This is a genomic window from Curtobacterium sp. Csp2, from assembly GCF_013347165.1.
In genome coordinates this window covers 180,163-192,869 of record NZ_CP054593.1, presented here as the reverse complement: position 1 = coordinate 192,869, position 12,707 = coordinate 180,163, and the positions used below count along the sequence as shown (strand labels likewise).

The window sequence follows — 12,707 nt, the reverse complement described above, 5'->3', positions numbered from 1 at the left end:
GGCGGTGTCCGACCGATCCCCCCATCCGGTCGGGCACCGCCGGGGGTGGGTCCCGGTGGGGGACCGGGAGGCCGGTCGCGGCGCCGGGTGTCGTGCGCCGCTCCCGGGGTCGGGATGCTGGTCGGGCCGGGATGCTGGTCGGGCCGGGATGCTGGTCGGGTCGGGATGCTGGTCGGGCCGGAACTGCGATCTGGTCGGACCGGCGATCAGGCCGGGCCCGGGATCAGGGCGGGACCGGACCGGAGCCGGATCAGGCCGTGAACGTCCAGGTCATCGGGACGGACGCCGCGAGGCCCTGGTACGTGTTGCCGGCGCTGCTGTCGAGCGTGACCGCGAAGTTGAAGGGCACCGAGGCACCGGCGGCCGGGGCCGGCGGCATCGTGAAGGCGGAGGCCGCCGCGCCCTTGAAGCTGGCGAGGGTGCCGCTGAAGACCGTGGTCGAGCCCGAGGTGATGACGAGGTTCATCTTGGCGCAGAGGTCGGTCGCGGTGCCGTTCTGGGCGCCGTTCGCGGACTGCGTGCAGGTCGCGCCGGGGGTGAGCGTGAAGGTCGCGGCGTTCGCGGTGCCGGTGTTCTTGATCGAGATCGCGGTGTTGACGGTGTTGCCCGGCGTCATCGTCGTGCTGCCACCGAACTTGTTGATCGTCGAGCAGGTCGCGGCGTTGGTGGAGACCGAGCCGCCGTCGGTGCTGAGACACGTGACGGTGGCGCCGGCGTTCTGCTCCTGCATGACGAGCGTGCCGGAGGCGGCGGAGTTGCCGCTGTTCGTGATGCTCGCGGCGAACCCGGAGAGGGTACCGGTGAGCGAGAGGGAGAGCAGGACGGCGGCGAAGATGCCCGCGACGAGGGCCACGGGGGCGAAACGGACCCGCTTCATCGCGGAGGTGCGGAGCTTGGACACGGTGTACCTCATCGGTTCGGTTGCTGTTCGGAAGTCGGTGAAGCACGAGGTTCGGGCCCACTTGCTTCACTCATCAAGATAATCAACCATTGACCAACTTGGCCAGTCGTACACTTACCCCAGAGCGGGGGACGCCGTCCCCCTCCGACGGAACGAGACCCGAGTGGCACCCTCCACGGACGCCGACCTGATGGCCGCCTTCGCCGCCGTCGTCCGCGCGAACACGAGCCTGGTCGGCGAACTGAGCGCACGGGCCGGGATCCACGAGAACGCCCTCCGGGCGCTCGTGCTCGTCAGCGACACCGGCTACTCGACCCCGACCGAGGTCGCGGGCTACCTCGGACTCACGTCCGGTGCGGTGACGAACATGATCGACCGGATGAGCGCGGCCGGGCTGGTCGAGCGCGCACCGAACCCCTCGGACCGGCGCGGGTCGCTCCTGCGACTGCTCCCCGACGGCGAGGCCGTCGTCGACGACTACCGAGCGCGCTACGGCGCGATGCTCCGCACCGTCGACGGGTCACACGGTGGCGAGCTCCACCAGGTCCTCAACGACCTGGCGACCGGCCTGTACGACCAGGCGGCACACGCGATGGGCGATCGCGGGTAGGCGGTCCGGTCCAGGTCCGGACGGGAGGCGCGTGGCGGCATCGCCTCGTGCCTCCCGTCCTTTTTTTGGTCACCTGTTGCTTCGAACTCGAAGCAGGTGTACCGTCGTCGTCAGATGCTTCGAACTCGAAGCACACGACGGAAGGCACCACCATGAAGGCAGTCCGGTTCCACGAGGTCGGCGGACCCGAGGTCCTGCGGGTCGAGGACGTCCCCGTCCCGCAGCCAGCCGCGGGCGAGGTCCGCGTACGGGTCGCAGCATCGGCGTACAACGCCGCGGACAACGGCATGCGGGGCGGGTTCCTCCCGATCCCCGTCGTCCTGCCGCACGTCCCCGGCTACGACGTCTCGGGCACGGTCGACGCGCTCGGCGACGGCGTCACCGGGCTCACCGTCGGCGACGCGGTCGTCGGGTTCCTCCCGATGGAGCGCGACGGCGGTGCCGCGGAGTACGTCGTCGCCCCGGCCGAGGCCCTGGTCCCCGCCCCGACCAGCATCCCGCTCGTCGACGCCGCGGCCCTGCCGTCCGTGGCACTCACCGCGTGGCAGGCCCTCGTCGACGACGGGCACGTCACGGCCGGACAGCGCCTGCTCGTCGTCGGTGCCGGCGGGGTCGTCGGCAAGTACGCGGTCCGGCTCGCGAAGCGCCTCGGGGCGCACGTCGTCGCGACCGCGAGCCCGCGGAGCGGAGCGGCCGTCCGCGCCGCCGGCGCCGACCAGGTCGTCGACCACACCACCACCGACCTGCACGACGCGGTCGACCAGCCGGTGGACGTGCTCCTCAACCTCGCGCCGATCGACCCGGACGAGTTCGCGTCGCTCGTCGCGCTCGTCCGCGACGGCGGCACCGTCGTCAGCACCACGGCGTTCATGGCCACCCCGGGCGACGACGACCGCGACGTCCGCGCGGCGACGGTGTTCGTCCGGCCGGACCGCGGTCGCCTGACCGAGCTGGTGTCCCTCGTCGACGCCGGGGAGCTCGACGTCGAGGTCACGCGGCCCATCCCGCTCGACGAACTCCCGGCCCTGCACGCCGAGGGCGCCGCGGGTCGGATCGCGGGCAAGGTCGTCGTGCTGTCATGATGCCGTCATGTCCACGATGCCGGAGCAGGGGGAGCCCCGGTCCTTCCGTCGCTTCCACGTCGAGGCGATCAGCGAGGACCGCGGAGACGAGCTCGACGGCATCTACGGGATCAGCGGCGGAGTCGACAGTGCGCTCGAGACCTTCCGCTACGTCGGGGCGGGCGACGCCGACGTGTCCATGCGGGGCGCCGAGGTCGAGGGGACCCGGGCCGGACGCATGGACGCCCGCGCGGAGCACATCGTGTTCTGGATCGGCGACGGCAGCGCCGTGGTCGAGGACCTGGGCGACGGCTCCCGGCTCCACCCCGTCCCCGGACACCCCTACGTGCTCTCCGCCTCGTCGTCGTACGCGTTCGAGACCGACACCCGCAAGATCACGATCCTCCACCTGTCCGACCGGGTGCTCCGGGCGGCGCTCGCCCGCCGCGGCCGGTTCGTCCGCGGCCCGCTCGTGTTCGGCCAGCAGCCGGACATCGAGGTCGCCCTCGGACCGCTCCGGGCGATCATCCGCACCCGGGCGCCCCAGGTCATGGACGGGCGCATCGACGAGGACCAGCGCCTCGCCCTGAACGCCGAGATCGCCGACGCGGTCATCGACGCCTTCCCCCTCGTCGACGCCGAGGAGCCCGAGCCCACCACGAGTGCCGCGCGGGCCGCCGCCTGGCTGCGCGACCACGCACAGCAGGCGGTGACGCTGCGGGACGTCGCGGACGCCGTCGGCCTCAGCGAACGCGGGGTGCAGAGCGCGATGCGCCGGGCCTACGGGGAGTCCCCGATGGAACGGCTCCGGACCGAGCGGCTCGAGGGAGCGCACCGTGACCTCGTGGCGGGGGGCGAGGGCGTCCGGGTCGCGGAGACCGCCCGGCGGTGGCACCTGACGCACCTCGGTCGGTTCGCGGCCTCGTACGCCGAGCGCTACGGCGAGCAGCCGAGCGAGACCTTGCGCCGGGCCCGACAGCGCAGCGCCGACTGAGACTGTCGACAGCCACCGACTGACCCGGCCCCGGCGGTGCCAGGCTGAGCGACGTGCGGCATCCGACGCACGACGACCTCCCGGGGGTGGTGCGCATGGCGACGTGGTCCGACGGACTCCCACCGGCCGCGCACGCCCGCGCCGCCCGCCAGCGGGAGAGCGGTGTCGCCGGCTCCCTGCTGTCCGCTCCCGGTGCCGCGGCGATCGGCTCCGTCGCCCTGCAGCCCGTCGGCGAGGTCTTCGGTTCCCTGGTCGTGCAGCTCGGCTGGGCCGGCGGCGGCTGCGGCATCTGGGCCACGGCGTCCCCGTTCGGACCCGGCAGCGGGGGCGGGATGGGCGCTCTCGGCCGCGGGATGCTCGGTGGCTGGACGTCGCCGGTGCTCACCACGGGTGGCCGCGGCGGGCGGAACGCGGGCTTCGGCGCGTACGTGCAGGCCTTCGCGCGGGCGTGGCACGGCGCCCACGACCGGATGGTCGCCGAGGCCGGGCTGCTCGCCGCCGACGGCGTGGTCGGCGTGCAGGTCCGGCGTCGCCGGCTCGACGGGCAGATCTGGGAGTTCACCGCCGTCGGCACCGCCGTCCGGACGCTCGACACGTCCGTCAGCCCACGAGCCGGGGGACGCGGCGCGCGGACCGGAGCACCCGGTCCGTGGACAGCCGGCTTCTCGGCCGAGCACACCACGGCCCTGCTGCAGTCCGGGTACGTCCCTCGCGGCATGGCCCTGGGTCTCTCGGTGTCGACGAAGCACGAGGACGCGCTCCTGCAGCAGCAGCGCTCGACGTGGGCCGGCAACACCGAGGTCGACGGCCTGACCCACCTGCTCGAGGCCGCCCGGGACGACGCCCGGCAGCAGCTCAGCCGTCGCGCGGGCACCCTCCGCGCCTCGGACCTGGTCGTCACCGGCAGCTCGGTCGGCGAGTTCGAGACCTCGTGCGGGGAGCAGGTCGACCTGCACGCCGAGGCGCTGTTCATCGGCACGGCGATCGCCCCCGGGCCGATGCACGCGTTCCGTGACCGCTCCGCGCAGGCCGTCACCCGGCGCGACGTCACGTCCGTCGTCCCGCTGTCGGACCCCGGCGTCCGCTCCGCATCCCGACACCGCTGAACCCGACCCACGAGAGGCCCGACCATGAGCACCCCAGACCTCGGCAGCGTGCCGCTCCCCGCGGACGCCACCGCCCGGCTCGCCGACGGCGCGGGACGGCTCTTCACCTCGGACCTGTCCGTGAACGAGTTCCTGCTCGTCCGCCAGGCCGGCTTCCGCCCGGTCGGCCTCGTCCTGGGCTCGAGCGTCTACCACGTGGGCATCCAGACCGGGCGCTGGACCAAGAACATGGAGCTCGACAAGCTCAGCCAGGCGATGTACCACGCCCGCGAGCTCGCGATGACCCGGATGGAGGCCGAGGCCGACCGGCTCGGCGCGGACGGCATCGTCGGGGTCCGGCTCGAGATCGAGTTCAAGGAGTACGGCAACGACCTCGCCGAGTTCATCGCCGTCGGCACCGCCGTCGTCGCGGACGCCCCGCCGCCCACGGGCACGTGGCGGAACGCGAAGCGCCTGCCGTTCACGTCCGACCTGTCCGGGCAGGACTTCTGGACGCTGATCCAGGCCGGCTACGCCCCGCTCGGCCTGACGATGGGCACCTGCGTCTACCACATCGCCCACCGCGGGATGATGGCGTCGATGACGACCTTCGGTATGAACACCGAGATCCCGCAGTACACCGAGGCGCTCTACGACGCGCGGGAGCTCGCGATGGGCCGGATGCAGAGCGAGGCCGAGCACCTGGCCGCCGAGGGCATCGTCGGCGTGCAGCTCCTGTCGCTCCCACACCGCTGGGGTGGCCACACGACGGAGTTCTTCGCCATCGGCACCGCGGTGCGCTCGCTCCGGCCCGACCACGTCATCGAGACCCCCACGCTCGTGCTGCCCCTCACCGATCGATGACCGACGGACCGATCGCACCCCTCGACGCCGGTGACGACCCGCAGGCGCTGCTCGACGGACTCGCCACCGCAGCCGTCCGTGCCCTGCCGCCGGCGGTCGTCGACCGAGTCCTGACGGTCGACCGCAGCCGATCGCTCGGTGACCGCCTGGCCGGCCGACCCGGCGCCGTCCGCTCGGTCCGCCTGACGGGCGCGAGCGAGACGCTCACCCTGCGGCTCGACGGCCGAAGACTCGTCACCGAGGCCGCCCAGGTGTCCGGTGGGGTCACCATCGCCCGGCGGCAGCCGCCCCTCGGGGCCTGGCTGGGTCTGTTCGCGGGTGAGGTCGCGGCGGTCGCCGCGGACGCGGCCGGCGACACGGCGGCGGTCGCCGCATCGCTCGGGAGGCTCGGCATCCGTACCGTCGACGCGTTCCGTGTCGCGGATGCGGACGTCCCACGCGGACTGGCCGCGCTCTCGGCGGCGGCCGCCACGCGCCTCCCGGCCGATGCCGCTGCCACCGTGGGCCGCATCGCGGAGCTGCTCACCGACGCGCTGACGCGCGTCGCCGGCGACCTGGCGAGCGACGCGGAGGTCGTCGTCACGCGCACCGCGACCGTCTACCTGCCGGACACGCTCCGGGCGTACGCGGCGCTGCCCACGGACTGGGCGGCCACCCACCGGCTGTCCGACGGTTCCACGCCGCTCGAGGCGCTCCGGCGGCAGCTCGACGCGCTCGAGACCGCCGCCAGGGGGATGCGCGACGCGGCCGTCGAGCGGGACGCGGCGGCGGTCGTCGTGAACGGGCGGTTCCTGGCGGACCGGTTCCGGGCTGCGGACCCGGGGTTGGAGCTGCGGTGAGCGGGGACGACGACCTGCGACGGGTCGGGGAGCGGACCTGGACCGTGCGCTACAAGATCCCGCTCGCCGTCGTGACCGGGCTCCTGGCGGCGTGCTGCTTCGTCGCCCTGATCGCCGGGGGATCCGTCGGGGCGTGGGCCGGCGGGAGCGGGCTCGTCGCGCTGGTCGTGTGGGTCGTCGTGTTCCGGGTGCTGTACCGGCGCGGGTACTGACGCAGCCGCTACCGTCGGAGCATGCCGTCCGCGCCCGCTGCCGAGGTCCCGCGATGACGAGCGATGTGCCGTGGGCTCTCGGATCCGCGGTCCGGGGGACGTTCCACCGCCCGGTCGACCCGCGGTTCCGCGATTCCGTGCTCGCCGGGTCCCGCCTGCCCGGCCGGTACTCGCGTGCGGACGAACCGACCCTCTACCTGAGTTCCTCGGTCGACGGGGTTGAGGCGGCGATGATCGCGCACCGGGACGCCCGGACGCCGGAGCCTGCGATCGTCGCGGTCGACGTCGAGGCGACCCGGATCGTCGACCTGCGGGATCCGCTCGTGCTCGCGCAGCTGGGGATCGACCTCGCCGACGCGACCGCGCCGTGGCAGGAGGTCGTCGCCGCAGGGGGAGTGCCCTCGTCGTGGTCGGTCCGTGACCGCCTGGTCGAGGCCGGAGCCCACGGCCAGATCGACCCGTCCCGGAAGCGACCAGGGCTCTGGCACCTGGTGTTGTTCCGCTGGAACGAGCCCGGGGCGCCGACCGTGCGATTGCTGACCGAGGACGGCTGAAGCAGCCGAACGGCGTGAAGTGGTGGAGCGCTCCGGAAATCGAACCAGACGAGGTCCCCCGATAGGGACGCGCCCCTCGTACGTCATGAACAGTACCGGAACGATCGGGGCGGAGCTGGTGACCGCCCGTGTGACGGTGCCGGGAGCTGATGCCTCTCGAAGGAAGGGACTGGGATCGGAGCCAGAACCGGGGGCGTCGACCGGTCCCGCTTCACTGCGTCGTCATGCACGTCTCCAGGACCCACGCCAGGAACGCCCGGTACTGTGCGTCGCTCGCGGCGGCCCGCATCGCGTCGGACTGCAGGAACCGCGGATCGGTCCCGACGTCGGACACCTTGCTCTCGGGCGGGAAGGTCCGGAGGATCGCGACCGTCTCGTCGGCCGCAGCGGCGAACTTCTCGGCTCCGGCGGAGACATCGGACTTGGCACCGGGGACCGGGAGGAGCGCCCGGGTCGCCTCGGCCTGCCGCTGTCGAGCCGTGATGTCCCCGGCGACGTCGCCCTGCACGGCTTCCGCTGCCGCGGCGTTCGCGGCGCAGAAGGACGCGACGCGCTCGTCGTCCGAGGCAGCGGTGGCCGAGGAACCAGCGGCAGACGGTTCGGGCGACGCACTCGTCGAGGCGCGGTGCGTGGTGCCGGTCGGCCCGTCGTCCGCACCAGTCCCGGCGCATCCCGAGAGCCCGACGACCAGACCGACCGCGACGACGAGCAGGCTCCCGGTCCGCAGAGCCATCGTCAGGCGGCCGTCCCGCACTCGGCGCAGAACCGCGCGTTCGGCGCCAGGTCCGTGCCGCAGCCGGAGCACGCGCGGGTGGTCACCAGGGACGCGCCGCACTCGACACAGAACTTCCCGCCGCGGGACTGCGCACCGCACGACGGGCACCGCGGCTGCGCCTGCTGGGACAGCGGGGTGCTCCCGACCAGGTCGACGGACTCGAGCCGCTGCTGCATCTGGCTCCGTCGGGCCTCCGCCTGCAGCCGGGCGAGCTCCTCGACGACGACCGGCGAGCACCGGACGCACTGTCCGACGTCGGTGTTCCAGCAGCCGTCACCGCAGACCCAGTCACCGCAGCCGCGGCACTGGTGGAAGCGGGGCGCGATCTCGGCGGTCGCCGTGCGGAGCGCCGCGTCCTTCGCCGGTGAGTTGGTCCCGCGGTCGAGCAGCCGGTCCGCCATGTATCCGGCCTGGGCGAGCGGGCCGCCCAGGAACCCGCTGAGTCCGCGCGCGAGCTTCTGTCCGGTGGAGCGCAGGTCACGCTGGAAGGCGGACCGGAAGCCGTTGCCGCAGCGTTCGCAGCGGAACTCGAACTGGAAGCCGTCCTCGTTGGAAAGGTCGGTGACGTTGTCGGTGAACGGGACGTGTTCGGTCATCTCGGTCCTGCTTCGGTCGGTGGACGGGTGGGATCGGTCGGTGCCTTCGGTGCGGTCGGTGCAGTCGGTGCCGTTGGTGGCGTCGGGCCGAGGATCGCCGCGGCGACGGCCAGGACGTCGGCGTCCTCGGATGAGCCGGCGGCATCCATCAGGAGCAGGTTGTTGATGAGCATCCCGCGACTGAGGAACGCAGCAGCCTCCGGCACCGTCGCACCCGAGGCCCTGACGGCTGCGGTGATCTCCCGGAACAGGCGCCGCGCCTCCTCGGCGATCGCGCGTTCCGCCGGTGCCGCGGAGAACGCGTGGGCGTGCACGAGCACGGCCGACAGGTCGGTGCGGACGAGCTGCAGGTACGCCGCGCCGAGCCGCGCCGGGTCGAAGCCGTCACGACCGGCGGCGCGGAACGCGGCCACGATGCGCGCACCGGCGTGCGCGTGTGCACGGAGGAACAGCTCCCGCTTCGAGCCGAAGGCCTGGATGACGTACGGCTGCGAGACGCCCATCTCCGCAGCGACCTGCGCGGTGGTCGTGCCGAAGTACCCACGAGCGGCGAACGCCGACACCGCGGCGGCGAGCAGTTCGTCGTTCCGAGCAGGGAGACGCCGCGCGTTCATGCTGGGGCGGCCCTCCCGTCGGGTTATCGGTCGATAACACGATGGCAGAACGGACGCGCGCTGTCGAGGGGTCCGACCGACCGGCTACCGTCCTGCGCCCCGGAGGCCCGAGCCGGGCCGCAGCACCAGGACCGTCCCGACACCGGCGAGGACGACGGTGAGGGCGACGATCACGACGGTCTGCGGCACGACGCCGAGGAGCGACCCCACCGCGACGACGGGCACCGCGAGCCCGAGGTACGCGCAGGTGAACGTGTCGGACGCAGCGGCACCACGCCGATCCGGGCTCGCGTTCCGCAGCGCGGACCCGAGCGCGCGGCTGAACACGATCCCCGCGCCGGCACCGGCGATCGCGGCCCCGACGGCGAACGTGGCGGTACCGGCGACAGTCCCCGGGACCGTCGCGGTCGACACCGCGACCAGGACGAACCCGGTCACCACGAAGGGGAACGCCCACCGACCGTGTCCGGACAGCACGGTGGCCCCGATCGCACCCGCGAGGAACGGCAGGGCGGCGACGACACCGACCTCCGTCACGCTGGGCTGACGGTCGCCGCCGGCGAGCAGGTGTGGCGTCAACGCGCCGAAGCAACCGGTGACGGCGAAGGCCGCGCAGGCGCCGAGACGATCGGGCCACCGCGGGACGCGTGACCGGGTGTCGGCACCCGACGTCGGCGGCGGTCCGCCGTGTGTCGCCTCCGGCACGACCGGACGGGAGGCACGGGGTGCGAGCAGGGCAGCGCTCGTCGTGAGGACGGTCGCCACCGCGACGTACAGCGCCCACCGCGGGAGGGCGCCGGTCCCGACCAGGAGCCCCGCTGCCGCGGGGCCGAGGGCCAGACCGGCCATCGCGAGCCCCGGCGTCACGGTCGCCCAGAACCGGACGTGCCGTCCGGCTGCGCGGGCTCGGTCGGTGACGAAGGTGACCGCGCTCGCGGCGGCGATCCCCACACCGAGGCCGCTCAGCAGCCGACCGACGGCGAAGGCGGGCAGGCCGGGGACGACCGCGAGCACGACGGCTGCCACGGCCCCGAGCAGCGCGGCGGCAACGATGCGGCCCCGGACCGGCCAGTGTGCCCAGCGCCGTGCGCGGACGACGGAGAGTCCGACCACGGCGCCCAGGGCGAAGACCGCGAAGAGCACCGTGGTGCCGGTCTCGTCGACGCCGAACGCGCGTGCGTACGCCGGGTAGAGCGGCGTGGGCACGGTCGCCAGTGCCATCGTGCCGACCGTGACGACCGCGGCGGGCACGGGGGACGCCCCGCGGACGGTCCGACCGGTCACCGGGCGGGCGGTGTGCTCCTCGGTCGTCGTCACGCGGTCGGGTGCCCGGAGCTGCCCACCGTCGGGGACGTCCACGCAGCGAGGAGCTCGGCCGACTCGGTCACGACGCCGAGGTGCAGTGACACCATCGACAGCGCAGCGCGCTCGAGCCCTTCGTCGGTGCCGCGCACCAGGTCGGACGGCACGGACACGCGGTACCCCAGGTTCGACGCGTCGAACGCGCTGTTGAGCACGCAGCAGTCGGCCATGATCCCGTCGAGGACCACCGCTCGGACGCCCATCTGGCGGAGCAGGAAGTCGAGGTCGGTCGGGTAGAACGCCGAGAGGCGCTTCTTGCCGGTCACGATCTCGTCCTGCGGCTCGACCTCGGTGACGAACCGGGTCCACCGGCTCCCGGCGAGCGCGTGGTCCGCCGCACCGGGGATCGGACCGACGTGCTGCGGGAAGGTCGTGCGCCACGCGCTGTCGGACGTGCCGCGGACGTCGTCGATGCCGGAGGCGCGGAGCTCGGACCGGACGTGCACGACCGGGATGCCGAGCGCGCGGGCCGCACGGTGGAAGTCGTCGATCGGTCCGACGATCGCACGGCCGCGAGGAGCCGGGCACGGGCACGCCGGGTCCTCGGACAGGTGTCCCTCGTGCATGTCGATCGAAACGATCGCGGTGTGGGTGGGGTCGAACCAGTCGCGGAGCGGCCCCTGCGGGTCGGCTGTGCGCTGGGTGCCGTGGACGGTGATCGTGGTCATGCGGGGGTGTTCCCTTCGGTGCGGGGGACGAGCGGGGTGACGACCCGGCGGGGCTGACCCCGACGAGCGAGGAGTGGTCGCAGCCCGTGGTTCACCGCCCCGTGCAGCCCGAGCAGCAGGAACATGCCCATCATCATCGGGCTGGTCACGACCGTGGCGACCGAGGACGGCAGCGCCGACGAGATCGCGGTCGGGATGAACTGCGCGCCGAGGGCGACGATGAACGCGGTGGCGCCGACGGCGAGGTTCAGGTCGTCCCAGCGCACCGCGGCGAGCATCTGGATGCCGCTGACCGCGATGATCCCGAACAGGATCGTCGTCGCCGCGGACAGGACCGGCCCGGAGATCCCCGCCAGGAACAGGCTGACCGGGGGGAAGAAGGCCAGGGCGACGGCGACGCCCCCGGCGGTCATCGTGACGAACCGGCTGCCGATGCCGGAGACCCGGACGATGCCGGCGTTCTCCGGGTACGACGTCGTGCCGATCCCACCGAAGAGCGCTCCCAGGACCGTGCCGGCGAACTCGGCGAACAACCCGCGGTTCACCCGGGCGGTGTCGACGGTCTCACCGCCCCAGCTGGCGATCATCGTGTACATCCCCATCGACTCGGTGCCGGCCTGCAGGAACGCGACGAGCATCAGGACCACGACGGGCAGGGAGACCCCGAAGCCGTACGGCAGCAGGTGCGGCGCCCCGACCAGGGGCGCAGCCGACAGGTCGGGGAACGACCACTGCCCCACCAGGAGCGCGACGATGCTTCCGCCGACGATCCCCCAGAAGATCGCACCCCGCTTGAGGATCCCGGTGCCGACGACCAGGCACAGCAGGACGATCAGCCCGGTGGCGACCGTCACGACGAGCGCGAGCACACCGTAGGACGGCGTCCCGGCCGTGCCGAACCAGCCGCCCGCTCCGATGGACGCGAGCTGCGCCCCGATGATGACGAACAGCGTGCCGAGGACGATGGGCGAGGAGACGAAGGCGCTGACGTGCCCGAACAGCCCGAAGCGCTTGAGGGGGACGGTGAGCAGCATGAAGACGAGTCCCGCGACCGCCATCGACCCGAAGGCCGTCCCGAGTCCGTACGCGGCGCCCGACGAGATGATCGCGACCATGAACGCCGCCGTCGGGCCCTGCACGATGGGGAGCTTCAGCACGCGGCTGGACTGCAGGATCGTCACGACGCCGGTGAGCAGGAAGCACGCCTGGATCATCAGGGCGACCTCGTCGGACGACAGCTTCAGCGCGCTGCCGATCACGTTCGGGAAGACCCAGATGCCGGTCAGGGCGAGCAGGTGCTGGACGGCGAAGAGCGCGGTGCGTCCGGCGGGCAGTCGCTCACCGAATCCCACGGAGAGCACGGTGGGCGCGGGCGCGCTGGTCGGGGTCGATGCCTGCATGCACCCATCATCGTCGGCGTGGCGCCCGTCGAGCGACGGGTGCGCCAGTGTTCACACACGGAAACACAGCTGCAACAATGTGAATGTAACTTTTCGCATCAGAGTGAAACACCCTGCTCGATCCCGATCCGCAGAGGACACCTGATGACCACCCATGCCGCTCCCCCGTCCC

15 protein-coding genes are annotated in these 12,707 nt (G+C 72.9%); 8 read left to right on the top strand and 7 right to left on the bottom strand.

What is annotated here, in order from left to right; all coding sequences use genetic code 11:
* Positions 1–250: 250 nt before the first annotated feature.
* Positions 251–913, bottom strand: coding sequence for a hypothetical protein (locus HUN59_RS00975; protein ID WP_058742826.1), 663 nt, complete (start codon positions 911–913; stop codon positions 251–253).
* Positions 914–1,064: 151 nt separating this feature from the next.
* On the opposite strand from HUN59_RS00975, the gene HUN59_RS00970 reads away from it, so the two are divergent.
* From HUN59_RS00970 to HUN59_RS00935, 8 genes are all read left to right on the top strand, one after another.
* Positions 1,065–1,511 carry a MarR family winged helix-turn-helix transcriptional regulator gene (locus tag HUN59_RS00970; protein WP_114849241.1) on the top strand — a complete coding sequence of 149 codons (447 nt, stop codon included), beginning with the start codon at positions 1,065–1,067 and terminating at the stop codon, positions 1,509–1,511.
* Between the two features lie 152 nt (positions 1,512–1,663).
* Complete coding sequence (locus HUN59_RS00965; RefSeq protein WP_174777244.1) at positions 1,664–2,593, top strand: NADP-dependent oxidoreductase; 930 nt, start codon at positions 1,664–1,666, stop codon at positions 2,591–2,593.
* A 7-nt stretch (positions 2,594–2,600) separates the two neighbouring features.
* Positions 2,601–3,566, top strand: coding sequence for a helix-turn-helix transcriptional regulator (locus HUN59_RS00960; protein ID WP_174777243.1), 966 nt, complete (start codon positions 2,601–2,603; stop codon positions 3,564–3,566).
* A gap of 95 nt (positions 3,567–3,661) precedes the next feature.
* A complete protein-coding gene (locus tag HUN59_RS00955; RefSeq protein ID WP_174777242.1) occupies positions 3,662–4,672 on the top strand; it encodes a heavy metal-binding domain-containing protein in 1,011 nt (336 codons plus the stop codon).
* A 24-nt stretch (positions 4,673–4,696) separates the two neighbouring features.
* A complete protein-coding gene (locus tag HUN59_RS00950) occupies positions 4,697–5,515 on the top strand; it encodes a heavy metal-binding domain-containing protein (RefSeq protein ID WP_114849237.1) in 819 nt (272 codons plus the stop codon).
* Complete coding sequence (locus HUN59_RS00945) at positions 5,512–6,354, top strand: hypothetical protein (RefSeq protein WP_174777241.1); 843 nt, start codon at positions 5,512–5,514, stop codon at positions 6,352–6,354. The genes HUN59_RS00950 and HUN59_RS00945 overlap by 4 nt, the downstream gene beginning before the upstream one ends.
* Complete coding sequence (locus tag HUN59_RS00940; protein WP_174777240.1) at positions 6,351–6,566, top strand: hypothetical protein; 216 nt, start codon at positions 6,351–6,353, stop codon at positions 6,564–6,566. The genes HUN59_RS00945 and HUN59_RS00940 overlap by 4 nt, the downstream gene beginning before the upstream one ends.
* A 53-nt stretch (positions 6,567–6,619) precedes the next feature.
* Positions 6,620–7,120 carry an RES family NAD+ phosphorylase gene (locus HUN59_RS00935; RefSeq protein WP_174777239.1) on the top strand — a complete coding sequence of 167 codons (501 nt, stop codon included), beginning with the start codon at positions 6,620–6,622 and terminating at the stop codon, positions 7,118–7,120.
* Between the two features lie 211 nt (positions 7,121–7,331).
* Here HUN59_RS00935 and HUN59_RS00930 read toward each other — a convergent pair whose 3' ends face one another.
* From HUN59_RS00930 to HUN59_RS00905, 6 genes are all read right to left on the bottom strand, one after another.
* A complete protein-coding gene (locus HUN59_RS00930) occupies positions 7,332–7,853 on the bottom strand; it encodes a hypothetical protein (protein ID WP_174777238.1) in 522 nt (173 codons plus the stop codon).
* Positions 7,854–7,855: 2 nt separating this feature from the next.
* Positions 7,856–8,491 (bottom strand): zinc ribbon domain-containing protein, encoded by a 636-nt coding sequence (locus tag HUN59_RS00925; protein WP_058742836.1) that lies wholly within the window; start codon positions 8,489–8,491, stop codon positions 7,856–7,858.
* The gene (locus HUN59_RS00920) at positions 8,488–9,105 is read right to left on the bottom strand and encodes a TetR/AcrR family transcriptional regulator (protein ID WP_174777237.1); all 618 of its coding nucleotides are present in this window, start codon (positions 9,103–9,105) and stop codon (positions 8,488–8,490) included. Before HUN59_RS00920 ends, HUN59_RS00925 begins: the two co-directional genes overlap by 4 nt.
* Before the next feature lie 84 nt (positions 9,106–9,189).
* Complete coding sequence (locus tag HUN59_RS00915; RefSeq protein WP_174777236.1) at positions 9,190–10,464, bottom strand: MFS transporter; 1,275 nt, start codon at positions 10,462–10,464, stop codon at positions 9,190–9,192.
* Complete coding sequence (locus HUN59_RS00910) at positions 10,419–11,135, bottom strand: cysteine hydrolase family protein (protein WP_174777235.1); 717 nt, start codon at positions 11,133–11,135, stop codon at positions 10,419–10,421. The genes HUN59_RS00915 and HUN59_RS00910 overlap by 46 nt, the downstream gene beginning before the upstream one ends.
* A complete protein-coding gene (locus tag HUN59_RS00905; RefSeq protein ID WP_208738876.1) occupies positions 11,132–12,487 on the bottom strand; it encodes a uracil-xanthine permease family protein in 1,356 nt (451 codons plus the stop codon). The genes HUN59_RS00910 and HUN59_RS00905 overlap by 4 nt, the downstream gene beginning before the upstream one ends.
* Positions 12,488–12,707 lie beyond the last annotated feature (220 nt).